Origin of the sequence: Microbispora rosea (genome assembly GCF_900156315.1) — a bacterium.
Taxonomy (GTDB): domain Bacteria; phylum Actinomycetota; class Actinomycetes; order Streptosporangiales; family Streptosporangiaceae; genus Microbispora; species Microbispora rosea.
Window position 1 is genome coordinate 42,618 of sequence record NZ_FTNI01000003.1, and the last position, 23,903, is coordinate 66,520.

Genomic DNA, 23,903 nt, shown 5'->3' on the forward strand with positions numbered 1-23,903 from the left:
AAAGGGGACGCCGCCCGCACGCCCTGGCCGGCGCTCTTCGCCGCGCCGCGTCGTCGCCGCACCGGCGCCTCCTCGGCCTTTGGGCGAAGAAGACCTGCCGGCCGATCACGCCTCGGCACGCCCGCGGCCCCTCGTGGTCGCGTACGTCGCCGCCGGGGGGCGACGCGGACGTTCCGCCCCGCGAACAGCGAGAACGCCCGGCTGGGATGGCCCCAGCCGGGCGTCCGCGTCCTGGCTTTCCCGGCGTCTACCAGCCGCGCTCGGCGAGGCGGTGCGGCACGGGGATGTCGTCGACGTTGATGCCGACCATCGCCTCGCCCAGGCCGCGCGAGACCTTGGCGATCACGTCGGGGTCGTCGTAGAACGTGGTGGCCTTGACGATGGCGGCGGCGCGCTTGGCGGGGTCGCCGGACTTGAAGATGCCCGAGCCGACGAACACGCCCTCGGCGCCGAGCTGCATCATCATCGCGGCGTCGGCCGGGGTGGCGATGCCGCCCGCGGTGAACAGCACCACCGGCAGCTTGCCGGTCTTGGCGATCTCGGCCACCAGCTCGTACGGCGCCTGCAGCTCCTTGGCGGCGACGAACAGCTCGTCCTCGGGCAGCGAGGTGAGGCGCTTGATCTCGCCGCGGATCTTGCGCATGTGGGTGGTGGCGTTGGAGACGTCGCCGGTCCCGGCCTCGCCCTTGGAGCGGATCATCGCGGCGCCCTCGGTGATGCGGCGCAGCGCCTCGCCGAGGTTGGTGGCCCCGCACACGAAGGGGACGGTGAACTGCCACTTGTCGATGTGGTTGGCGAAGTCGGCCGGGGTGAGGACCTCGGACTCGTCGATGTAGTCGACCCCGAGCGCCTGGAGCACCTGGGCCTCGACGAAGTGGCCGATCCTGGCCTTGGCCATCACCGGGATGGAGACGGCGCTGATGATGCCCTCGATCATGTCGGGGTCGCTCATCCGGGACACGCCGCCCTGAGCGCGGATGTCGGCGGGGACGCGCTCCAGCGCCATCACGGCGACGGCTCCGGCATCCTCGGCGATCTTGGCCTGCTCCGGGGTGACGACGTCCATGATGACACCGCCCTTGAGCATCTCGGCCATGCCGCGCTTCACGCGGGCGGTGCCGACGGCGGTGGTCTCGTTGACTTCGGGGACGCTGCTGGACACGGTGCTACCTCACGACGGCGGGCCTACGGATTCCTCTCCATGGTAGGCGGTGGCCGATCCCGCACCCGACGCACCCGTTCGTCAGAGTCGATCACGCTTTTTGTCCATCACGGCGCGACGGGCTTGCGCGAGGCGAGCACGACCCAGACCTGACCGCGGGCGAACGGCATGGGCGTGCCGTCGGCCATGGTGTAGGTGGTGCCCTCCTTCTCCGAGGCGCGCGACCACTTCACCCGGTAGGCCTGGCCGTCCCTGAGCACGACGCCGGTGCCCTTGCCCACCGTGTGCACGAGCGGGGTGTAGCTGCCGGTGAAGTCGTGGAACTCCGAGCGGTCGGTCTTCACCCACTGGACGACGATCGTGGGCGCGCCCTGCTGGCCGCCCTCGGCCGCCATGTCCTTCTCGCCGTCCTGCGTCACCAGCCAGCGCTTCTGCGCCGCCGACCAGGTGAAGGTGAAGCGGGCCGCGGGATAGCGGACGCTGACGCTCTTCTGCGGCGTGCCCCCGGCCGGCGGCTCGTCGGAGAAGACGAACCCGATGTCGTCCGCCCTGCTCGCCTTCGGGGCCGCGGCGAGCAGCTTCCTGGGAGCGCCGACCAGGTTGTACGGCGCGACCCGGCCGGCCGCGCGCGTGTACGCGCCGGGGACCCGGCTGTCGGACACGTCGAACAGCGAAGCCTTCTGGACATAGGGGATCATCTTCGTCTGCACGCCCGAGTAGGCCAGGGCGGGCTTGCCGAACATCGGGAGGATGTGCAGGTCGGAGATGCGGGCGCTGCGGACCGGTCCCACCTGGGCGGGCAGCTTCGAGGAGAAGATCGCCATGAGCCGGGTGAGCCCGCCCTCGACCTGCTCCACGAAGACGATGTCGGCACTGCGCAGGCCCATCTGCGGCTTGCCCGCGTGGGTGTTCTCGATCTTCACGGCGAGGACCGGCTTGCGGGCGGCGACGGGGCGGCCGGTGAACGGATGCTCGGGAGGCGGTGTCGGCGACGGGGACGCCACGACGCTCGCTCCCTCGGACTGGGCGGTGGGCTTGTCGTCGCCCGAGCACGCGGTTCCGGCCAGGACGACCGCCATGGCCAGCGTGAAGCCGATCCCTGCCCGCACCGTATCCGCTCCTCCCGATGGAAAGCCCCCGGCACCAGGCACGACGGACCTGGCCCACGCGGACCCGTTGACCAGCATGGCAATGAAACGGCATGAGCTTACCGGGATCGACCCGAAATGCCCGACAAAAAGTGACTATCCAGTAGCGAGTGATTCGGGCGGTTCGTCGTCGATATCGAAGAACCGGGGCGGATCGGTGTGCCCGGCCAGGTGCAGCGACCGGGCCAGCCAGCGCCGCTGCGCCGTACGGGTGACGCCGGCGGCGTTGTTGTAGAACCGGCGCGAGTAGACGACCTTGGCGACCGCCGTGTCCAGTTCCTCCAGCAGGGCCGCCCCCGCGGGGTGCTCGGCCAGCTTCTCCCGGAACCGCTCCTGGTCGACCACCGCCCGCAGCGTCCTCGACAGGTCGCTCTCGGCGTGCTCACGCTCGTCCGGCCCCGCCGTACGGGCCTCGTGCGCGGCCGCGGCGAGCACCAGTGAGGTGGCGGGGTCGAGGATGCGCGAGCCGGCGAGCTCCAGGCAGACCGCGGCGCGGCGCAGCAGCGCGGCGTCGAGCGCGGCCTGGGCGGTCTCCAGACGGATATGGAGACGGTCGAGCCGCCCCGCCCGCCAGGAGACGTAGACGGCGAACAGCACGACGATCACGGCCGCCACGAGGATCAGGGTCGTGGTCACGCCGGCACCTCCTCGTACGCGACCCGATCGCTGCGGATCGTCATGGCAGCGCGTCCTCAACCACGCCCGCGCTGGCGTGGGCGACCGTCTCGTAGACGCGCACGACCTCCCGCGCGACCGTCGACCAGTCGTACTTCCACACCGCCTGGCGAGCCTCGTCGGAGAGCTTGGCGCGGCGCTCGGCGTCGTCGAGCAGCCGGGCGGCCTCCCCGGCCAGGGCGGCGGGGTCCCCGGTGGCGAACAGCGCCCCCGCCTGCCCGTCGCCCAGCACGCGCCGGAAGGCGGGGATGTCGCTGGCGAGGATCGGCGCCCCGGCCGACATGGCCTCGGTGAGCACGATGCCGAAGCTCTCCCCGCCCAGGTTGGGCGCGCAGAAGACGTCCACGGAGTGGTAGGCGCGCACCTTGTCGGCCTCGCTGACCATGCCGAGCAGCCCGACCCTGTCCCGATATTGCTTGGGCACCCGCCCGAGCACGTCGTCGGGGTCGCCCGGCCCGGCGATCAGCAGGCGCAGCGCGGGCCGCTCGGGGGCCAGCAGGGCGAAGGCCTCCAGCAGCACGGCCAGGCCCTTGCGTGGCTCGTCCATCCGCCCGAGGAAGCCGATCACGTTGCCGTCGGGGCCCCAGCCCGGCAGCGGCTCCCCCTCGGCGTACCTGCGCACCGTCACGCCGTTGGGGATCAGCACCGCGTCGCCGCCGAGGTGCTCCACCAGCGTCTTGCGGGCGGCGTCGGAGACCGCGATCCTGCCCGTGATCTTCTCCAGCGCGCTCTGCAGCATCGGCGCGGCCACCGACATGGCCCGCGACCGCTCATAGGAGGCGTGGAACGTCGCCACGATGGGCCCCCGGGCGACCCAGCAGGCGAGCACGCCGAGGGACGGCACGGCGGGCTCGTGCACGTGCAGCACGTCGAACCCGCCCTCCCTGATCCACTTGCGCACCCGGTTGGCCGACAGGAACCCGAACGCCAGCCGGGCGACCGACCCGTTGTACGGCACGGGCACGGCGCGCCCCGCCGGTGTCACGTACGCCGGCAGTTCGGCGTCGTCGGCCGCGGGGGCGATGACCGACACCTTGTGCCCGTCGTCGATGAGCGCCTCGGCGAGGTCCCTGATGTGCGCCTGCACGCCCCCGGGGACCTCCCAGGTGTACGGGCAGACGATGCCGACGTTCACGACCCGGCCCCCGGGCGGGGCTCGAGGTCGTCGAGCCACAGGCGCTGGAGCATGTGCCAGTCCTCCGGGTGCTCGGCGATGCCCTTCTCGAACACCGCCGCCAGGGCCTGGGTCATCACCACGACCTTCTCCTGCCTGGTCCCCTCGGGCGGCACGGGGATCTCCTCGTGGATGCGGATGCCCCAGCCGTTCCCCTCGAACCAGAGCACGGCGGGCAGCAGCGCGGCTCCCGTCTGGATCGCCAGCAGCGCGGGCCCGGCGACCATGCGCGTTCTGGCTCCGAAGAACTCGACCTCGACGCCGGAGGCGGTCAGGTCGCGCTCGGCGGGCAGGCAGACGGGCCTGCCCGCGCGCAGCCGCTTGGCGAGCGTGCCGAACGCCATCGCGCTGCCGCCGCCCTTGGCGGTCAGCGGCAGCACCTCCATGCCGAGCCGCCCGCGGTAGGCGACGAAGCGCTCGAACAGCGACTCGGGCTTCAGCCGTTCCTGGACGGTGGTGAAGGGGTGGCCCATGTGCACCAGCCAGGCGCCGGCGAGGTCGTAGTTGCCCATGTGGGGCAGCGCGACCACCACTCCCCTGCCTCGGGCGAGGTTGTCGAAGATGTGCTCGCCGCCGGTGGCCCGGGTGCCGTCGAGGACGCGCTCGCGGGTGTAGGCGGTGAAGCGGAACGACTCCATCCAGTAGCGGAAGTAGGAGCGCATGCCGGCCCGGCTCAGCTCGCGCACGGCGGGGTCGCCGGGGTCGCCGCCGACGACGCGGGCCAGGTTGGCCTCCAGGCGGCGCACGGACTTGCCACGCCTGCGCCACAGCCAGTCGGCGAGGACCCGGAAGAACCACGCGGCCACCCGTTCCGGCACGTACCGGACCACGGCCCAGCCGACGGTGTAGGCCGCCGCGACCAGCCGGTCGGCGAGCGGCGCCGCGCCGGGTCGCGCGGGTCGCGCGGACCGCGCGGACCGCCCCGGGGATGGGCCGTCCGTGTCCTTCATCTGACCACCGCCTGTCTGTAGACGTGCACCATCCGCTGCACCACCGTGACGGCGCTGGCGGCGGCGAGCAGCCAGAGCCCGGCCGCCAGGACGTACGGCACGCCGAGGCCGGACAGTCCGGCCGCCACGAGCACGACCACGAGACGCTCCCCCCGTTCGGCGATGCCGACGTTCGCGGTCATGCCGAGGCCCTCGGCTCTGGCCTTGGCGTAGGAGACCAATGCTCCCGCGACGAGGCAGAAGAGCGCGACGATCGCGAGGACGATCTCGGGGTCGTCCTTGAGGACGAAGTAGAGGATCAGCCCCGAGAAGATCGAGGCGTCGCTGAGACGGTCGAGCGTGGAGTCCAGGAAGGCGCCCCACGTGCTCCCCTTGCCCGTCATCCGGGCCAGCACGCCGTCCAGGAGGTCGGCGAGCACGAAGAACGTGATGACGAGCGTTCCCGCGAACAGATGCCCGAGCGGGTAGAAGACGAGAGCGGAGGCCACCACTCCGAGTGTGCCGATCGCGGTGATCACATCGGGCGAGATCCCCCAGCGGGCGAGGGCTCGCCCCAGCGGGGTCATGACTCGGGTGACGGCGGGGCGCAGGATGTTCAACATCGCCGTCCGATCGTAGGCCATCCAGCGCCGCCGCACCTCGCAAGCACATTCCGCCGAAAAGTCTTGTGATATGCGCCACATGGGTAAAGGGTGAAGAGCACGCGCCCGCAGGGCCGCGCGGAGATGTCACGGAGGTGAACCGCCGTGTCAGCCGCCGCACGGTCGTGAGAGGGCGAGGCCCCCGGGCGCGGACAGCGACGGCACGAGCGGCCGGCGCGGGGTGCGTGCCACGTGCCCATCCCGACCGCTCAGAGATTCGGGAGGCGATGTGGCCGAAAGATCAACCGGCGCGACAACAGGGGCCGCGGGCAGGGCACCCGCGGCCGATCGGCCGGACATGGTGCGCAATGTCGTGCTGGTCGGCCATTCCGGGGCCGGGAAGACGACGCTGGTCGAGGCGCTGCTCGCGGAGACGGGCACCATCCAGCGTCCCGGCCGGGTCGAGGACGGCACCACGGTCAGCGACTTCGACGAGGTGGAGGTGCGCCAGCAGCGTTCCGTCAACCTGTCGGTCGCCCCCGTGGTCCACAACGGCATCAAAATCAACTTCTTGGACACCCCGGGGTACGCCGACTTCGTCGGCGATCTGAGGGCCGGGCTGCGCGCGGCCGACGCGGCGCTGTTCGTCGTCTCGGCGGCGGAGGGCGTGGACGGGCTCACCCGCATGCTCTGGGAGGAGTGCGCGCTCGTCGGGATGCCCCGCGCCGTGGTCATCACCAAGATCGACCATCAGCGCGCCAACTTCGACGAGGTCCTCGCCACCTGCCAGGACGCGTTCGGCGACGGCGTGGCGCCGCTCTACCTGCCGGTGGACGGCACCGGGCTGCTCGGCCTGCTGTCGCACCGGCTGTTCGACTACGGCGGCGGGCGCAGGACCGAGCGGGAGCCCGACGCCGACCAGCTCGCGCTCATCGAGCAGTATCGCGGCGACCTCATCGAGGGGATCATCCAGGAGAGCGAGGACGAGTCCCTGATGGACCGCTACCTCTCCGGCGAGACGATCGACACCAAGGTGCTCATCGACGACCTGGAGAAGGCGGTCGCGCGGGCCGGCTTCTACCCGGTCCTCGCCACGGCGCCCGGCGTCGGCATGCTGGAGCTGCTGGAGATCGTCACGCAGGGCTTCCCCTCGCCCCTGGAGCACCCGCTGCCGAAGATCACCGGGATCGACGGCAAGCCGTGCAGGGAGATCACCGCCGACCCGGACGGCCCGCTCGTGGCCGAGGTCGTGAAGACCACGAGCGACCCGTACGTGGGACGGATCAGCCTGGTCCGGGTCTTCTCCGGCACGCTGCGACCGGACATGATGGTGCACGTCTCCGGTCACGGCCTGGCGGAACGGGGGCACGAGGACCACGACGTCGACGAGCGGGTGGGCGCGCTGTCGTCGCCGCTCGGCAAATCGCAGCGGACCGTGGGCAAGTGCGTCGCCGGGGACATCTGCGCGGTCGCCAAGCTGTCGCGGACCGAGACGGGCGACACGCTCTCGGACAAGGACGACCCGCTGCTGGTCGAGGCGTGGACCATGCCGGAACCACTGCTGCCGGTCGCCATCAGGGCCAAGTCGAAGGCCGACGAGGACAAGCTCAGCCAGGCCCTGGGCCGCCTGGTGGCGGAGGACCCGACCCTGCGGCTGGAGAACAACGCCGAGACCCGCCAGCTCGTGCTGTGGTGCATGGGCGAGGCGCACTCCGACGTCCTGCTCGACCGCCTGGCCAAGCGGCACGGAGTCGAGGTCGAGAAGATCGACCTGCGCGTGCCGCTGCGGGAGACGTTCGCCGGCAAGGCGCAGGGCTTGGGGCGCAACGTCAAGCAGACCGGCGGGCACGGCCAGTACGCGATCTGCCACATCGAGGTCGAGCCGCTGCCGTCGGGCGGCGGGTTCGAGTTCGTCGACAAGATCGTGGGCGGCGTGGTGCCGCGGCAGTTCATCCCGTCGGTGGAGAAGGGCGTGCGGGCGCAGATGGAGCGCGGGGTCGTCGCCGGCTATCCGATGGTCGACGTGCGCGTCACGCTCTACGACGGCAAGGCCCACTCGGTCGACTCCTCCGACATGGCCTTCCAGATCGCCGGGCAGCTCGCGCTCAAGGAGGCCGCGTCCAAGGTGGCGACGCACCTGCTCGAACCGGTGGACGAGGTGTCGGTGCTCGTGTCCGACGACTACGTCGGAGCCGTGATGTCCGACCTGTCCTCCCGCCGCGGCAGGGTGCTCGGCACCGAGCCGGTCGGCACGGGCCGCACGCTGGTGCGCGCCGAGGTGCCGCAACTGGAGATCACACGGTACGCGATCGACCTGCGCTCGCTGTCCCACGGGGCGGGCACGTTCAGCCGCTCCTTCCTTCGGTACGAGCCGCTGCCCGCCCACCTGGCCGACAAGGTGGCCGCGGCGGGCGAGTAGCGAAGCGATTCGCAGCCCCGGCGGCCCGCCTCCCGGCCGCCGGGGTTTTCGCAGCTCACCCATGCCGTCGTCGACGCCGGGTTTCACATCTCCCGGGTAAGGGGAGCCCCAGAAGGTGCCCCGCGTCACGTCTGTATCACAAATTCATTTCGTTTTTCTGGCTAAACCGCTCTTTTGCCGATGTAAGACTTATGGCCGGACTTACTGGCAAATCAGAGGGGTAGCCACGTGACCGAGCGGAGACAGGTCGTCCGCCCGTTGATCGCGACCGCCGTCATCGCCGCCGCCGCCGTCGGAGCCGCCTACACGTTCGGCCCCGGCGCCCAGGCCGAGAAGGTCGGCGCCGGGAAGGACGGCCGTACGGCGGTGCCGAAGGCGACGCGGCAGCAGGTCGAGGCGGAGACGCTCACGGCGGCGGACACCTGTGCCACCAGCGTGAATTACCCCAAGCGCCAGCTTCGCGGCGTCTGGATCGCCACCGTGCACAATCTCGACTGGCCGTCGAAGCCGGGACTGTCACCGGACCGGCAGAAGGCCGAATATCTGAAAATCCTCGACAACGCGGTCAAGCGGCGCCTGAACGCGGTGTTCTTCCAGGTGCGGCCCGCCTCGGACGCGGTCTACCGCTCGCCGCTGGAGCCGTGGTCCCAGTGGCTCACCGGCACGGCGGGCAGGGACCCGGGCTGGGACCCGCTGCCGTTCCTGGTGGACGAGGCCCACAAGCGCGGCCTGCAGTTCCACGCGTGGTTCAACCCCTACCGGGCGGCCGACTCGGCCTCCTCGAAGCTGCCCGACGGGCACCCGGCGCGTCTGCATCCCGACTGGACCGTCAAGCACGAGGGCAAGCTCTACTACAACCCGGGCCTGCCCCAGGTGCGCGACTGGGTGACCAAGGTCGTGACGGACGTCGTCAAGCGCTACGACGTCGACGGCGTCCACTTCGACGACTACTTCTATCCCTATCCGGGCCAGGGCACGCGGTTCGCCGACCAGGCCGCGTACAAGAAGTACGGCAAGGGCCTGACGCTGGCCGACTGGCGGCGGCGCAACGTGAACCAGCTGGTCGCCCAGGTCTCGCGGGCGGTGCACACGGCCAAGCCGTACGCCGCCTTCGGGATCAGCCCGTTCGGCATCTGGCGCAACAAGGCCGAGGACCCGGCGGGCTCGGCCACCAAGGGCATGTCGGCCTACGACTCGATCTACGCGGACGCCAAGGCGTGGATCAAGGCGGGCTCGGTCGACTACGTGATGCCCCAGCTCTACTGGCCCCGCGGGTTCGCCGCGGCCGACTACTCCGTGCTCGCCAAGTGGTGGGCCGACGCGGTGAAGGGCACCGACGTCGGCCTCTACATCGGGCAGGCGCTCTATCGGGTGGGCACCGCCGACACCCCGGCGTGGACCAAGGCGGGCGAGCTGCCCGCCCACCTCACGCTGAATCGCAAATATCCGGAGATCGCGGGCGACGTCTACTTCAGCGCCGCGCAACTGGTGAAGAACCCGCTGGGCGTGCTCGACCGGATCGTGAAGAGCCACTACGCCCGCCCGGCGCTGCCGCCGGTGCTCAGGCAGGGGTCCGCGCCCGCGGCCCCGCGCGGGGTGAAGGCGGCCGGCGGGACGCTGAGGTGGCAGGCCCAGCCGGGCGCCCAGTCCTACGGGATCTACCGTGTGACGGGCAAGGACGCCTCGTGCGCCACGGCGGACGCGCGCAACCTGGTGGCCGTCGTGCCGGCGTCCCAGGCCCCGTCGTACGCCGCCGGGGCCCCCGGCGCCTACTACGTCACCGCCGTCGACCGCCTCGGCAACGAGAGCCCGGCCACCCGGGCCGCCTGACCCCGGCCGGAAGCCCGTCCTCCGGGAAAACAGGTCGCCGCGGATTGCTGCGCGGCCGTCGGCGGGTCCGATAGCGTGGTCGCGAGTTTTTACAAGATCACGTATGGGGACTCCGCGTACGGAGAGTGCGCATACGGAGACTGGGGGTCGCCGGTGAGAGGCACCTGGGTGAAGCGCGCGGTCGTCGCCGTCGCGTTCGGCGTGTCGGTCGTGGCCTCCGCTCCCTCGGCGGCCGCGGCCGCCGGGCTCGCGACCGGGGCGGCGACGGCGGCCGGTGAACGGATCGTGCTCGTCGGGATCCCCGGCCTGATGTGGAGCGACATCACCCCGGCCGACACCCCGAACCTCTGGAGGCTCGCCGGCGAGTCCGCCCTCGGTTCCCTGTCGGTGCGGGCCGTACGCAAGGACACCTGCCCGTACGACGCCTGGCTCACGGTCTCGGCCGGGGTGCGGTCGGCGGTGGGGGGAGCGTGCGGCATGGCTCCCACCCCCGAGGCCGACGGCGAGGGGGCGGTCGTCCCCGAGTTCTCCTGGCTCTGGGAGGTGCGGGAGCAGGACGACGCGGGCACGCTGGGGCAGGCCCTGCACGCGGCCGGTCGGACGACGATGGCCGTCGGCCCCGGAGCGGCGCTCGCGCTGGCCGACCGCGAGGGCCGGGTGGACCTCTACGCCCCCTCCCCCGCCGAGGTCACGCAGTGGTCGCGCGGCGACGTGGTCGCCGTGGAGATCCCCGACCTCGTCGCGCCCTACGTCTCCGGCGACGGGCTGAGCGAGGTGCCCGAGCTCCTGTCCGCGGGCGCGCGGCGAGCCGCGGCCCGGGCGGCCGACGCGAAGCTCGGGTCGTTCCTGCCGCGGCTCGGATCGGCGACGGTGCTGGTCGCCGGGCTGTCCGACCACGGTTCCGTCCCCCACCTCAGGACCGCCATGCTGCGCGGTCCAGGCAGTGGCCCTGGCAGCGGGACTGGCAGCGATCCTGGCACCGGTGCGGCCGGGACGCTCGGCGCCCGGTCCACCCATCGGGACGACATGGTCATCGTTCCGGATCTCACCGCCACGATCCTGGCCAGGACCGGGGTGGCCGCTCCCCCGGCCGTCGTCGGCGTGCCGGTCGACACCCACCCGACGGGCGGGAACCTGAACGAACGCGTCGAGGCCCTGCGCACCGCCGACGTCGCCGGGCAGACGATCCGCGACGCGACCGGCGTCTTCTTCACCACGCTCGCCGTGCTCCAGGTGGTCTTCTACATCACCGCGTTCCTGCTGCTGCGCCGCCGCGACGGGCTGCCCGCCGTTCGGGCCGCCGCCGTGGCGCTCGCCTCGATCCCCGTCTCGACCTACCTCGTCAACCTCACCCCGTGGGCCCGTGCGGCACAGCCCGCGGTCACGCTCTTCGTCTCGATCGCGGCGATCGCCGTGGCGCTGACCGTGGCGGCCCTCGCGGGGCCGTGGCGGCGGGGCGTGCTCGGGCCGCTGACCGTGATCGCGGCGGTGACCGCGGCCGTGCTGCTCGGCGACCTGCTGACCGGAACGCCCCTGCAGCTCAACAGCCTGATGGGCTACACGGGCGTGGTCGGCGCCCGCTACTACGGCCTGGGGAACATCCCCTTCGCGTTGCTCGCCACGGCCGTGCTGCTCGTCACCACGGCCGCCGCCGACCGGCTGGTCAGAGCGGGCCGCAAGGCCCTCGCGGTGGCCTTGGTCGCCGCGCTCGGGGCCTTCGCCATGCTGCTCGACGGCTGGCCGGGCGTGGGCAGCGACTTCGGCGGCGTCATCGCCTTCGTCCCGGGCATCGCGGTCACCGCGCTGATCGTGGCGGGCAGGCGGGTGTCGATCGTCAAGCTTGGCGCGTTCTGCGCCGCGGGCGGCGTTCTGGTGATGGCGATCGCCTACCTCGACTACCTGCGTCCCCCGGCCAGCCAGACGCACCTGGGCCGCTTCGTGGGGCAGGTGGCCGACGGCACGTTCCTGCCGGTGATCTCCCGCAAGCTCGGCGCGATGCTCTCCACGCTGCTCAGCCCGAACCTGATGCCCGTGGTGCTCGCCGCGTTCGCGTTCCTCGTCTTCGCGCTGCTGCGGCCGGGCGCGGCGAGCGCCGGCGTCCTGCCGATCGCGTTCGAACGGGCGCCCATGCTCAGGGCGGGCCTGCTCGGCGCGCTCGTGAGCGGCCTGGTCGGCATGCTCGTCAACGACTCGGGAGCCGCGGTGCTGTCCATGGCGCTGGCCCTGGCCGTGCCGCTCGTCCTCAGCGCCGGGATCCGCGCCCTGCAGCACGGCGAGCCGGTCCCGGCCGCCGGATACCCCGGCACGCCTCCGAGCCCCGCGACGGCCTGACACCGTCCGGGCGTCCGGCTCTCGGCCGGGAAGCGGTCAGGAGGCGGCAGGCCAGGCGTCGGCGAGCAGGTCACGCGTGTCGCGCAGCAGCTGCGGCAGCACCTTGGTGCGTCCGACCACCGGCATGAAGTTGGTGTCGCCGCCCCACCGGGGCACGACGTGCTGGTGGAGGTGGGCGGCGATGCCCGCGCCCGCCACTCCGCCCAGGTTCATGCCGACGTTGAAGCCCTGCGCCCCGCTCGCCTTGCGCAGCGCCTGCGTCGCGCGCTTGGTGAACTCGGCCAGCTCCGCCGTCTCGGGCCCGTCGAGGTCGGCGTAGTCGGACACGTGCCGGTAGGGGCAGACCATCAGGTGCCCCGAGTTGTACGGGTAGAGGTTGAGCACGACGAACACGGCCAACCCCCGGGCCACGATCAGCCCGTCCTCGTCGGAGAGCCCGGGAATCTCGCAGAACGGGCAGCCGTCATCCGCGCCGGAGCCGCTGGGCTTGTTCTCGCCCTTGATGTAGGCCATCCGGTGCGGGGTCCACAGGCGCTGGAAGCTGTCGGGAACCCCGGCGCCCGCCTGCTCGATCGGCTCTGAGTCCACGTCCGCGATCTCCTCCGCTCCCGTTGTCCCAGGTGCTGCCGCCTCCGCCCCGGCGGCACGCGCACCGGCGCGACATCACCAGCGCACCGGCGCGAGCTCGGCACCGCGCAGCAGCGCGAGGTCGGCACCGGCGCGAAAACAACACCGGCAGCAGCATATGACCTCGCGGATCTCCTCTCACCGGCCGGGTTGCGCCGACGCCACGACCGGCGCCACGACCGGCGCCGGCCGATATGCGCGGACGCCGGACGGCCTGCTCGATCATGGGGCAGAATGCACCTGCCGGACGCCCACCCCCCCCCCCCCCGAGGAGTCGTCACATGAGCGAGGCCGCCGCCGTCGAGGAGCGAGTGGAAGAGCAGACCGACGCGTACGCCGAGGTTAGCCTCGGCGACCCGGTGGACGTGGAGGCGGCCGATCGTTCGGAGCCGGAGCTCCCCGCGCCGGCGCCGAGGCCCGTGGCACCGGCTGTCGACGTGCTCAAGGGCCGGATCAAGGTCGCCGACGAGGTCGTGGAGAAGGTCGCCGCGCTGGCCGCCCTGGAGATTCCCGGCGTCGCCGACCTGGGCGGCGACCTCGAACGCGCCTTCGAATCCGTACGCGACCGCATCGGCGTGGGCGCCAAGCGGGCGACGCAGGGTGTGCAGGCCAGCATCCAGGACCAGCAGGTCTCGATCGACGTGACCCTCGTCATCGTGTACGGCCACGTGGTGATGGACGTCGCCACCGAGGTCAAGGTCAACGTCGCCCGGTCGGTGAGCCGGATGCTCGGCATGCGCGTGGTCGAGGTCAACGTGACCGTCGACGACGTCCGCCTTCCCGGTCAGGACTCCCCCGCCGAGGCCACCCCGACGTCCTGAGCCGGCCCGCGCCGGAGGGCTGCCCTTGACCGCCCCCTACGCGCGGGAGACCCCTGACCTCCCCTCACGCGCCGGAGAAGCGTGAACGCGGGAGCCCGTGGCGGGCACCCGCGTTCGACGTGGTGAGCGGTCAGACCTGGACGCGGCGGCGGATGGCGTCGACGATCTCGTCGATCGCCTGGTCGATCGGCACGCCGTTCTTCTGCTCGCCGTTGCGGTAGCGGAAGGAGACCGCGCCGGCCGCGATGTCGTCGTCGCCCGCGAGGAGCATGTACGGCACCTTCGCCTTCTGGGCGTTGCGGATCTTCTTCTGCATGCGGTCGTCGCTCTCGTCGACCTCGACCCTGATGCCGTGCTCACGCAGCCGCTTGGCGACGTCCTGCAGGTAGGGCGCGTGGGCGTCGGCGATCGGAATGCCGACGACCTGCACCGGGGCGAGCCACGCGGGGAACGCGCCCGCGTAGTGCTCGACCAGCACGCCGAAGAAGCGCTCGATCGAGCCGAACAGCGCGCGGTGGATCATCACGGGCCGCTGCCGGGTGCCGTCGGGAGCCTGGTACTCCAGGCCGAAGCGCTCGGGCAGGTTGAAGTCGAGCTGGATGGTCGACATCTGCCAGGACCGGCCGATGGCGTCCCGGGCCTGCACCGAGATCTTGGGCCCGTAGAAGGCCGCGCCGCCCGGGTCGAGGACCAGCTCCAACTTCTCGGACTCGGCCACCTCCCGCAGCGTCTGGGTGGCCTCCTCCCAGGTCTCGTCGGAGCCGACGAACTTCTCCGGGTCCTTGGTGGACAGCTCCAGGTAGAAGTCCTCCAGGCCGTAGTCGCGCAGCAGGTCGAGCACGAACCGCAGCAGCGAGGTGAGCTCGTCGCGCATCTGCTCGCGGGTGCAGTAGATGTGCGCGTCGTCCTGGGTCAGGCCGCGTACGCGGGTGAGGCCGTGCACGACGCCCGACTTCTCGTAGCGGTAGACCGTGCCGAACTCGAACAGCCGCAGCGGCAGCTCACGGTAGGACCGCCCGCGCGCCCTGAAGATCAGGTTGTGCATCGGGCAGTTCATCGGCTTGAGGTAGTAGCGCGCGCCCTCCAGCTCCATGGGAGGGAACATGCCGTCGGCGTACCAGTCGAGGTGGCCGGAGATCTTGTACAGGTTGTCCTTCGTGATGTGCGGGGTGTTGACGAAGGAGTAACCCGCCTCCTCGTGCCGGCGGCGGGAGTAGTCCTCCATCACCCGGCGGATCACGCCGCCCTTGGGGTGGAACACCGGCAGTCCGGAGCCCAGCTCGTCGGGGAACGAGAACAGGTCGAGCTCGGCGCCCAGCTTGCGGTGGTCGCGCTTCTCCGCCTCCTCCAGCAGGTGGAGGTACTCGTCCTGCTTCTCGCGGGACTCCCACGCCGTGCCGTAGATGCGCTGGAGCTGCGGGTTCTTCTCGCTGCCCCGCCAGTAGGCGCCGCCGGACCGCATGAGCTTGAAGGCCGGGATGACCCGGGTGCTCGGCAGGTGGGGCCCCCGGCACAGGTCCTTCCAGCACAGCTCGCCCGACTTGGGGTCGAGGTTGTCGTAGATGGTGAGCTGGCCGCCGCCGACCTCGACGTTCGCGCCGTCGGCCGCCTCGGCCGCGCCGCCCTTGAGCCCGATCAGCTCCAGCTTGTACGGCTCGGCGGCGAGCTCCTCGGCGGCCTCGTCGTCGCCGACCGGGCGGCGCCGGAAGGTCTGCCCCTGCTTGACGATCTCGCGCATGCGCTTCTCGATGCGCTTGAGGTCGTCCGGGGTGAACGGCTCGCGGACGTCGAAGTCGTAGTAGAAGCCGTTCTCGACCGGCGGGCCGATGCCGAGCTTCGCCTCGGGGAAGATCTCCTGGACGGCCTGGGCCATGACGTGCGCTGTGGAGTGGCGCAGGATGGCCCGCCCGTCGGGGCTGTCGATCGCGACCGGCTCGACCACGTCGCCCTCGGCGACCTCGGCCGCCAGGTCGCGCAGCTCGCCGTTGATCCGGGCGGCGATCACCGACCTGCCGTCGGCGCCGAGCGCCTCCCCGGCCGTCGTACCCGCCGCCACCACGCGCTCGGCTCCGGCGAGGGTGATGCGTATCTCAAAGGCGGCGGACACGGTGGCTCCTTAGGACAGGTTCGGCGCATGGATCTCGGTGGCCGCGCGCACGCGAGGCGGCGGCTCCGGTCGCATCCGATGCTACCGGTGCCGCCGCCCCCGAATGGCGGGCATGCGCCGCGCCCGCCGCCGAAATCCGCCCCCGCAGCCGGTGGCGCCGGGGGTTCAGTACGGCCACGTCCAGTCGCGGATCTCGGCGGGGTCCTCGCCGAACTCGCGGGTGTGGGCGCGGGCGCGCAGCCGGGCGTCGGCCATGCGCTGGCGCAGGTGGGCCGCCCTGCTGCCGAGGCCGGGCACCCGGTCGATCACGTCCATCACCAGATGGAAGCGGTCGATGTCGTTGAGCATCGCCATGTCGAACGGCGTGGTCGTGGTGCCCTCCTCCTTGTAGCCGCGCACGTGCAGGTTGTCGTGCCCGGTGCGGCGGTAGGTCAGGCGGTGGATCAGCCACGGGTAGCCGTGGAAGTTGAAGATGATCGGCTTGTCCGTGGTGAACAGCGCGTCGAACTCGGCGTCGCGCAGGCCGTGCGGGTGCTCGGAGGCCGGCTGCAACCGCATCAGGTCGACCACATTGATCACCCGGATCCGCAGCTCGGGCAGGTGCTCGCGGAGCAGCGCGGCGGCGGCCAGGGTCTCCAGCGTGGGCACGTCGCCGGCGCAGGCGAGCACGACGTCGGGGTCGGTGCCCTCATCGGTGGAGGCCCAGTCGAGGATGCCCAGCCCGCGGGTGCAGTGGACGACGGCCTCGTCCATGCTCATCAGGTCGAGCACGGGCTGCTTGCCCGCCACGACGACGTTGACATAGTCGCGCGAGCGCAGGCAGTGGTCGGCGACCGACAGCAGGGTGTTGGCGTCCGGCGGCAGGTAGACGCGGACGACCTCGGCCTTCTTGTTGACGACGACGTCGAGGAAGCCGGGGTCCTGGTGGCTGAAGCCGTTGTGGTCCTGGCGCCAGACGTGCGACGACAGCAGGTAGTTCAGCGAGGCGACCGGCCGGCGCCAGGGGATCTTGCGGGAGGACTCCAGCCATTTGGCGTGCTGGTTGAACATCGCGTCCACGATGTGGATGAACGCCTCGTAGCAGTTGAACAGCCCGTGGCGGCCGGTCAGCAGGTAGCCCTCCAGCCAGCCCTGGCACTGGTGCTCACTGAGCACCTCCATGACCCTGCCCCGGGGGCCGAGGTTCTCGTCGGTCGGCAGCAGGGCGGCCTCCCACTCCTTGCCGGTCGCCTCGAAGACGGCCGACAGGCGGTTGGAGGCGGTCTCGTCCGGGCCGAGCAGCCGGAAGTTCTCGGGGTTGGCCGCGATGACGTCGCGCAGGAACGCCCCGAGGACGCGGGTCGGCTCGCTGGAGGCCGTGGCCGGGGTCTTGACCTCGACCGCGTAGTCGCGGAAGTCGGGCAGCACCAGCGGGCGCAGCAGTTCCCCGCCGTTGGCGTGCGGGCTGGCGCTCATCCGCAACGGCCCGTCCGGGACCGTCCGCGTGATCGTCTCGACCGGCCGGCCGTCGGCGTCGAACAGCTCCTCCGGCCGGTAGGAGCGCATCCACTCCTCCAGGTACTCCAGCCGATCGGGCCGGTCCCGCACGTCGGTCAGCGGCACCTGGTGGGCGCGCCAGGTGCCCTCGACCGGGAGCCCGTCGACCTCGCGCGGCCCGGTCCAGCCCTTCGGCGTACGCAGGATGATCATCGGCAGCGGGCCTCGGTCGGCCAGCTCGTCGAAGACGGTGTCGAGGGTCGCGGCCATGAGCTCGTGCATCTCCGCCGGTTCCTGGCCGGAGACGATGTGCGGGCGGTAGCCGTACCCCTCGAAGAGCTTGACCAGCTCGTCCTCCGGGATCCTGGCCAGCACGGTGGGGTTGGCGATCTTGTAGCCGTTCAGGTGCAGGATCGGCAGGACCACCCCGTCGGTGTCCCGGTTGAGGAACTTGTTGGAATGCCAGCCGGTGGCGAGCGGGCCGGTCTCGGCCTCGCCGTCGCCGACGATGCAGGCCACCGCCAGGCCGGGGTTGTCGAAGGCCGCGCCGTACGCGTGGGAGAGGGCGTAACCGAGCTCGCCACCCTCGTGGATGGAGCCCGGAGTCTCGGGGGCGACGTGGCTGGGGATGCCACCGGGGAAGGAGAACTGACGGAAGAGCCTGCGCATGCCCTCGGCGTCCCGGGTGACGTGGGGGTAGCGCTCGGTGTAGGTGCCTTCGAGCCACGCGTGGGCGACCGCCGCCGGGCCGCCGTGACCGGGGCCGGCGATGTAGATCATGTCCTGGCCGCGCTCGCGGATGATCCGGTTGAGGTGCGCGAAGCAGAAGTTGATGCCGGGCGTCGTGCCCCAGTGGCCGAGCAGCCGCGGTTTGATGTGCTCGGGTCTGAGCGGCTCGGTCAGCAGCGGGTTGTCCATCAGGTAGATCTGGCCGACGGACAGATAGTTCGCGGCCCGCCAGTAGGCGTCGATGTTCCCGTATGCGTCCATGCCCCTGACACTTTCCCAGCGGTGGCGGCCGAACCAGGGTCTTTCGCCCGCAAATCAGGGTGCCGACCGACCGGTAGTCTTGGCCGCATGTCCGGCACCCGATGGCTCGACGAGGAGGAGCAGCGCACCTGGCGCGCCTACCTGCGGACGAGCCTGCTCCTTCAGGAGGCCCTCGAACGGCAGTTGCAGCGCGACTCGGGCATGCCGCACACCTACTACATGATCCTCGTGGTCCTCTCCGAGTCGCCCGGGCGGACCATGACGATGACGAAGCTGTCCGCCCTCCTCCAGTATTCGGTCAGCCGCCTGTCGCACGCCGTCTCCCGGCTGGAGGAGAAGGGCTGGGTGCGGCGGCTGAAGCAACCGGAGGACCGGCGCACGACCGTCGCCGAGCTCACCGACGAGGGCTTCGCCGCTCTCGTGGAGGCGGCGCCGGGCCACGTCGAGGAGGTCCGCCGGGTGCTGTTCGACCCCCTCACCCCCCGTCAGGCGCGGCAGTTCGGCGAGATCCTCGGCACGATCCTCTCCGCCTTCGAGTACCAGAGGGCCGAGGAGGCCGAGCGTTCCCGCGCGCTCGACGCCGCCGCCCAGTAGATCCGGCCGCAGCCGTACGGGGCGGCCGGTCTCGCGGCGCTACATGGTCAAGCCTGTTCAGCGCAGCAGGAGATCGATGGCGACCTCCAGTCGTTCGAGGTAGACCTCCCGCGATGCGACCTGATGCTTGAGGCCGATCGACGCGCTGATCATCGTCTGCGCGACAAGGGGGGCCGCCTCGCGTCCCGACATGGTGGCGACCGCGTCTGTGATCAGTTCCTCGAAACGTCGACGCGGAGCCTCGATGATCCCTCCGAGGAGGTCGGGATTGCCCTCGATGACCATCGCGACATCGCTCGTCAGCGGGCCGATGTAGCGGCCTGCCCACTGATCGAACGCTTCGAGGAGACGCTCCGAAAGGGGTCGGCCGGTGTCGGCCAGGACGTGTTCGACCGCTGTGATATCGCGGTTCAAGGCCTGGGCGACCGCCGCACGGAACAGAGTCTCCTTCGAGGAGAAGAGGAAATAGAGCCCGGGCCGCGAGATGCGCGCCGCCCGCGCGACCTCCTCCATCGAGGTCTTCCGGTAACCGAATCGCGCGAACGTGACCATCGCGGAGTCCAGAACCGTGATCCGACGATCGGTATCGGCGACTGTCGACGGCGGGTGACCGACCTCGGGACTGCTCATGAAACGAGCATACGAGCGAACGGCGAACTATACAAAACAAGTCTATTGTGTATAGTCGCCGCCATGACCCCGCGCAAACTCATCTCCACGCCCTTCACCTCCTCCAGCACCGCGGACGAGGTGCTGCGAGGCGTCGACCTCACCGGCGTCCGCGCGATCGTGACCGGAGGTTCGTCCGGAATCGGCGCCGAGACCGCTCGTGCGCTGACCTCTGCCGGAGCGGAGGTAACGCTCGCCGTCCGGAACACGACCGCGGGTGACGCCGTCGCCGAGACGATCGCGAAGTCGACCGGAGAGATCCGGCCCCGAGTCGCCCGGCTCGACCTCGCCGACAGAAGCACCGTCACGCGATTCATCGACGCATGGAACGGTCCACTCCACCTGCTGATCAACAACGCGGGCGTGGTCACCGGTGGCCTCGAACGTACGCGTGAGGGCTGGGAGCTGCAGTTCGCGACGAACCATCTCGGCCACTTCGCCCTGGCCACCGGCCTGCACGACGCCCTGGCCCTGGGAGCGGCCGACCGTGACGGAGCACGGATCGTCTCGGTAAGTTCGACCGCGCACATGCGTTCCGGCATCGACTTCGACGACCTCCACTTCGAGCGTCGCAGCTACGACCCGCAGATCGCCTACGCCCAGTCGAAGACGGCGAACTCCCTCTTCGCCGTCGAGGCGACTAGCCTCTGGGCCTCCGACGGCATCATCGCCAATGCGGTGAACCCCGGCGGTGTCGCGACGGGACTGCAGCGCAACTTCACAGCGCAGCAGAAGGCATCGCTCGACGCGGCCGAGGCCGCCGGAATCTTCACCTACAAAACGGTCGAGCAGGGAGCCGCCACCAGCATCGTCGCGGCCGTCGCGCCGGAGTTCGCTCACTCCGGAGGCCACTACCTCGACGATTCACAAGAGGCTTACACCGTGCCGGACGACGCCGACCTCGCGCAGCACCCGCACGGCGTCAAGGAATGGGCGCTCGACCCCACTGCCGCCAAGCGCCTCTGGACGGTCTCGACCGACCTGCTCCGCGTCTGACCGTGATGACGTACATGAGCGCCTCCCGGTCCTCAGACCTTCGGGTTGCGCCGCGCTTACGGGTTGTGCCGGGCGATGGCGGCGTTGAGCGCGGTCGCGAAGACCGTCCACCCGGCGTACGGCAGCAGCAGAAGCCCGGCGGTGCGGTCCTCACGCAGGAGCCGGCGGGTCAGCAGCGCGTTCGACACGTTGAGCGCGAGGATCTCCGCGAGCGCGAGCCGGGGGCTGCGGGCCTTGAAGAACAGCGGCGGCCAGGCCGCGTTGAGCGCCAGGTTCGCGGCGAGCGCCCGCCGCAGGGCCGGCCGGGAGCCGTCGTCCCCGTGCGACAGCGCCCGGGCGGAGGCATAGGCGATCGTCGCGTACAACGGCGTCCAGACCAGGCCGAACGCCTGCGGCGGCGGCTGCCAGGAGGGCTTGCGCAGGCGGGCGTACCAGCCGGAGCGGGCGTCGGTGGACAGGCCGCCGACCACGGCGGTCGCGGTCACCGCGAGGGCCGTCCGCACCAATGTCTTCTTCGATGTGCGTCTCATGCGTCCTCTTTCTTCCCCCTCGTCCGCACTCATGCGGGAACGTGGTTACGCAGGCGCAGCGCGTCGGGATACGGGGACAGGTAGGTCTGGTCGCGGACGTACTCCGCCGGGACGTACTGCGCCCCCGCGCCCTTCGCGTGGTGCCTGAGCAGAGCGAGCGGCACCGCGAGGGCGACCCTGCGGGCCCGGTATGACGCGATCACTTCGGCCAGGTCGGCCCGGCGGACCGGGTCGAGCTCGCGGCCGATCATGCCGAGGCAGTGGTGCAGGACGTTGACGTGACGCCCGACCGTGGTCTTGGCGGCGAGCGCCGCCCGGAAGGCCAGGCCGTACTCGCAGGCCAGCGACTCCCGTGGGCGCTCGCCCGCCGCGGCCACGAGCCGCCCGATCTCCCGGTAGGCCGCAGGCGCGTGAGCGAGGAGCTGCATCTTGTGCCGGGCGTGGAAGGCGACCAGGTCGCGTGGGCGCCAGTCGCCGGACAGCAGGGCTCGCAGGCGGGCCGAAGCGAAGATCCGCTCGACGAACGCCTCACGCAGCACGGCGTCGTGCAGCCGGCCCTCGTCCTCGACCGCCAGCTCCGGGCGGGCGGCGGTGACCGCGGCGGCGAAGACACCCTTCCCCCGCCGGTCGGCGGCCGCGCCGGACTCCGCGTACACGGGGATGCCGTGCAGCCCGCAGCTCGGGCTCCTCGACTTGAACACGTACCCGTCCACGTCCGCCAGACCGGCCGCACGTCCGGCGGCGAGGGCCGTCATCGGGGCGGTCAGGTCCTCGCGCGTCCGGCGGGTGACGAGCCGGGGTCCGTCCGGGGAGCGCTCCAGGCGGAGCGTCTCGCGCGGGGCGCCGAGACCGATCTCGATCTCCGGGCAGACCGGGACCCATTCCACGTGCTCCGCGAGCTCCTCGGAGAGAAACCGGTCACGGCTGTGGCCGCCGTTGAACCGCACGGGCGCGCCGAGCAGGCAGCTCGACACGGCGACCCTGGGCCTGATCTCCACAGGCTCCATGATCAGGCCGCCGGCCGCAGCAGGGTGGACAGGCGGTGCAGGCCGCGCGCCGTACGGGCCTTGATCGTGCCGAGCGGGACCCGCAGGTGCTCGGCGATCTCCCGCTGGGTCAGGTCTCCGTAGTAGGCCAGCTCGATCGCCTGCCGCTGCACCTGCGGCAGCGAATTCAGCGCGCGGCGGATCCGGTCGCGGTCGGCGAGCTCGTCGCCGTCCACCCGCCCGTCGTGTCCCGCCGGGTCGGGGACCGCCTCCAGCGGCACCGTCGCCGGCGTACGCGCCCGCAGGTGGTCCACCGCCCGATTGCGGGCGATGCCGAACAGCCAGGCCGACAGGCTGCGAGCCGGGTCGAAGCGGTGCCGGAAGCGCCACACCTCGGTGAAGACGACCTGCAGGACGTCCTCCACGTCCTGGGGCGGCACGAGTTTGTACAGATAGGACCGCACGGCCGGCGAGTGCACCCGGTAGCACTCCCCGAGCGCTCCGGTGTCCCCCGCCGCGAGGCGGAACTCCAGGGTCTCCTCCATCGGGCCCCCTTGGCTGAAACTTATTCAAAACCTATTCATAGCTGCCCGCGTTCGAAGCGGGCAACCATGGGGGCCGAACACTGGCTCAAAAATGCATCAAAGAGGCAGAATCACCGCAGAGTGGTCATTACCGCCGAGATGGCGTCACGAAACGTGTTCACCCGCGTGACCTGCGTAGGCAGGTCGTCCCGCCATCCGGGACCGCCGGCCACGACACGGCAGGCGGGGCGCAGCCCCGGCAGACCCACCAGCGGGGCCGGATCGCCCGTCTCCCGGGTCTGCGACCACACGAACACCGCCGCGGGGCCGAGGCGGCGCATCGCGTCCGCCAGGGCGGTGTACGGCGTGCGCGCCCCGAGCACGCGGGTGTCCACCCCGAGCGTGCCGAGCGCGGCGGCCAGCGCGTGGATCGGCAGCGTGTGCTGCTCCTCCTCCGCGCCGGCCAGCAGGACGGGACGGGGATGCACGGGCGAGGGCGCACGTGCCGCGAACCGCGCCAGTGCGGCCTGGAGCCGGTCTGAGAACAGGTGCTCGACGTCGATCCCGGCCCCGGTGTCCCGCTGCCTGCGCGTGATGGCGGCGAACACCGGCAGCACGAGCCGCTCCCAGGTCCACACCACGCCGTGCCCGGCCAGCGCCGCGTCCAGTCCCGCGCTCACGGTCGCGACGTCCAGCGCCGACGCCGCACGGGCCAGCATGACCGCCGACGGCAGTCCGGGCTCCCCGGCCGCCCGCACGGTGAGGGCCGGCGGCGCCGTGCCCTCCGGCGACCCGGGACGATCGAACGGCCTTGGAGAGTCGAACGGCCTTGGAGAGTCGAACGGCCCGTGGGACTGCGGCCACCCGGACGACTCGGGCCGCCCGGCCGGCTCGGGCGGGGCGGCGGCCCCCTCCCCTGCCGCGTGCGCCGGCCGCTCCCCGGAGGCGGGCCTCGGCCGCAGCGCCTGCCTGGCGGCGTCGGCCGGCGGCATCCCGGTCCGGATCAGCCGGTTCATCTCCTCCAGGCGGCGCAGGTCCGCGTCGTCGTAGCGGCGGTGCCCGCCGGGGCTGCGCCTGCTCGGGCCGATGCCGTACCTGAGGTTCCAGGTGCGCAGCGTGGAGGCGGGCACGCCGAGCCGCCGGGAGACGGCCCCGATGCCGTAGCCCGGCTCCTCCCCGGCGGCCGCGTTCTCACCGGCCCCCGGCCCGCCGTCGCGCGTCACGTGCTCACCCCGTGTCCGTCCGGTCGTCGCCGCCGCCCCGCCCGCGGCGCCCGTGCCGCCCCTGACCTTGTTTCGGCACCGGAGCCCGGC

Annotated in this window: 20 protein-coding genes; 6 read left to right on the forward strand and 14 right to left on the reverse strand. The window is 71.5% G+C overall.

What is annotated here, in order from left to right:
* Positions 1-247 precede the first annotated feature (247 nt).
* The 6 genes from pdxS to pgsA form a co-directional block, all read right to left on the reverse strand.
* Entirely contained in the window at positions 248-1,162 is a 915-nt protein-coding gene (pdxS, locus tag BXA11_RS05400) for a pyridoxal 5'-phosphate synthase lyase subunit PdxS (RefSeq protein ID WP_076433254.1), read from the reverse strand.
* Between the two features lie 107 nt (positions 1,163-1,269).
* Positions 1,270-2,271 carry a DUF3048 domain-containing protein gene (locus tag BXA11_RS05405; RefSeq protein ID WP_030504966.1) on the reverse strand — a complete coding sequence of 334 codons (1,002 nt, stop codon included), beginning with the start codon at positions 2,269-2,271 and terminating at the stop codon, positions 1,270-1,272.
* Positions 2,272-2,406: 135 nt separating this feature from the next.
* Positions 2,407-2,946, reverse strand: coding sequence for a hypothetical protein (locus tag BXA11_RS05410; protein WP_076433256.1), 540 nt, complete (start codon positions 2,944-2,946; stop codon positions 2,407-2,409).
* 40 nt (positions 2,947-2,986) lie between these two features.
* A complete protein-coding gene (locus BXA11_RS05415; RefSeq protein WP_076433258.1) occupies positions 2,987-4,120 on the reverse strand; it encodes a glycosyltransferase family 4 protein in 1,134 nt (377 codons plus the stop codon).
* Positions 4,117-5,109: a phosphatidylinositol mannoside acyltransferase gene (locus BXA11_RS05420; RefSeq protein WP_083743977.1), complete on the reverse strand. Its 993-nt coding sequence runs from the start codon at positions 5,107-5,109 to the stop codon at positions 4,117-4,119. Before BXA11_RS05420 ends, BXA11_RS05415 begins: the two co-directional genes overlap by 4 nt.
* Positions 5,106-5,711: a phosphatidylinositol phosphate synthase gene (gene pgsA, locus BXA11_RS05425; protein WP_076433781.1), complete on the reverse strand. Its 606-nt coding sequence runs from the start codon at positions 5,709-5,711 to the stop codon at positions 5,106-5,108. Before pgsA ends, BXA11_RS05420 begins: the two co-directional genes overlap by 4 nt.
* Positions 5,712-5,979: 268 nt before the next feature.
* Here pgsA and BXA11_RS05430 point away from each other — a divergent pair, with 268 nt between their 5' ends.
* From BXA11_RS05430 to BXA11_RS05440, 3 genes are all read left to right on the forward strand, one after another.
* On the forward strand, positions 5,980-8,109 hold the full coding sequence (locus BXA11_RS05430) for an elongation factor G-like protein EF-G2 (RefSeq protein WP_076433259.1): 2,130 nt from the start codon (positions 5,980-5,982) through the stop codon (positions 8,107-8,109).
* 228 nt (positions 8,110-8,337) lie between these two features.
* Positions 8,338-9,939, forward strand: a complete 1,602-nt coding sequence (locus BXA11_RS05435) for a glycoside hydrolase family 10-like protein (RefSeq protein ID WP_030504972.1) — start codon at positions 8,338-8,340, stop codon at positions 9,937-9,939.
* A gap of 153 nt (positions 9,940-10,092) precedes the next feature.
* Complete coding sequence (locus BXA11_RS05440; protein ID WP_083743978.1) at positions 10,093-12,270, forward strand: thioesterase domain-containing protein; 2,178 nt, start codon at positions 10,093-10,095, stop codon at positions 12,268-12,270.
* A 36-nt stretch (positions 12,271-12,306) separates the two neighbouring features.
* On the opposite strand, the gene BXA11_RS05445 is transcribed toward BXA11_RS05440, so the two are convergent.
* Entirely contained in the window at positions 12,307-12,858 is a 552-nt protein-coding gene (locus BXA11_RS05445; RefSeq protein ID WP_239104888.1) for an HIT family protein, read from the reverse strand.
* A 320-nt stretch (positions 12,859-13,178) separates the two neighbouring features.
* Between BXA11_RS05445 and BXA11_RS05450 the strand changes: the two genes are divergently transcribed.
* Complete coding sequence (locus tag BXA11_RS05450; RefSeq protein WP_083743979.1) at positions 13,179-13,718, forward strand: Asp23/Gls24 family envelope stress response protein; 540 nt, start codon at positions 13,179-13,181, stop codon at positions 13,716-13,718.
* 130 nt (positions 13,719-13,848) lie between these two features.
* Here BXA11_RS05450 and thrS read toward each other — a convergent pair whose 3' ends face one another.
* Both thrS and BXA11_RS05460 read right to left on the reverse strand, forming a co-directional pair.
* Positions 13,849-15,825 carry a threonine--tRNA ligase gene (thrS, locus tag BXA11_RS05455; RefSeq protein WP_030504976.1) on the reverse strand — a complete coding sequence of 659 codons (1,977 nt, stop codon included), beginning with the start codon at positions 15,823-15,825 and terminating at the stop codon, positions 13,849-13,851.
* Between the two features lie 165 nt (positions 15,826-15,990).
* Positions 15,991-18,291: a phosphoketolase family protein gene (locus BXA11_RS05460; protein ID WP_076433263.1), complete on the reverse strand. Its 2,301-nt coding sequence runs from the start codon at positions 18,289-18,291 to the stop codon at positions 15,991-15,993.
* Positions 18,292-18,378: 87 nt separating this feature from the next.
* Between BXA11_RS05460 and BXA11_RS05465 the strand changes: the two genes are divergently transcribed.
* The gene (locus BXA11_RS05465) at positions 18,379-18,885 is read left to right on the forward strand and encodes a MarR family winged helix-turn-helix transcriptional regulator (RefSeq protein WP_051761068.1); all 507 of its coding nucleotides are present in this window, start codon (positions 18,379-18,381) and stop codon (positions 18,883-18,885) included.
* A gap of 57 nt (positions 18,886-18,942) precedes the next feature.
* Here the strand turns inward: BXA11_RS05465 and BXA11_RS05470 are convergent, their stop codons facing one another.
* Entirely contained in the window at positions 18,943-19,515 is a 573-nt protein-coding gene (locus BXA11_RS05470) for a TetR/AcrR family transcriptional regulator (RefSeq protein WP_076433265.1), read from the reverse strand.
* Between the two features lie 63 nt (positions 19,516-19,578).
* Between BXA11_RS05470 and BXA11_RS05475 the strand changes: the two genes are divergently transcribed.
* Positions 19,579-20,550, forward strand: coding sequence for an SDR family NAD(P)-dependent oxidoreductase (locus BXA11_RS05475; RefSeq protein WP_076433267.1), 972 nt, complete (start codon positions 19,579-19,581; stop codon positions 20,548-20,550).
* Between the two features lie 56 nt (positions 20,551-20,606).
* Here BXA11_RS05475 and BXA11_RS05480 read toward each other — a convergent pair whose 3' ends face one another.
* The 4 genes from BXA11_RS05480 to BXA11_RS05495 all read right to left on the reverse strand — a co-directional run bounded on the left by BXA11_RS05480 (position 20,607) and on the right by BXA11_RS05495 (position 23,813).
* The gene (locus BXA11_RS05480; RefSeq protein WP_143734099.1) at positions 20,607-21,080 is read right to left on the reverse strand and encodes a TspO/MBR family protein; all 474 of its coding nucleotides are present in this window, start codon (positions 21,078-21,080) and stop codon (positions 20,607-20,609) included.
* Between the two features lie 29 nt (positions 21,081-21,109).
* Positions 21,110-22,087 (reverse strand): YbgA family protein, encoded by a 978-nt coding sequence (locus BXA11_RS05485; RefSeq protein WP_076433271.1) that lies wholly within the window; start codon positions 22,085-22,087, stop codon positions 21,110-21,112.
* A gap of 2 nt (positions 22,088-22,089) precedes the next feature.
* Positions 22,090-22,611, reverse strand: coding sequence for an RNA polymerase sigma factor (locus BXA11_RS05490; protein WP_076433273.1), 522 nt, complete (start codon positions 22,609-22,611; stop codon positions 22,090-22,092).
* Positions 22,612-22,721: 110 nt separating this feature from the next.
* On the reverse strand, positions 22,722-23,813 hold the full coding sequence (locus tag BXA11_RS05495; protein ID WP_239104892.1) for a MerR family transcriptional regulator: 1,092 nt from the start codon (positions 23,811-23,813) through the stop codon (positions 22,722-22,724).
* Between the last annotated feature and the right edge of the window lie 90 nt (positions 23,814-23,903).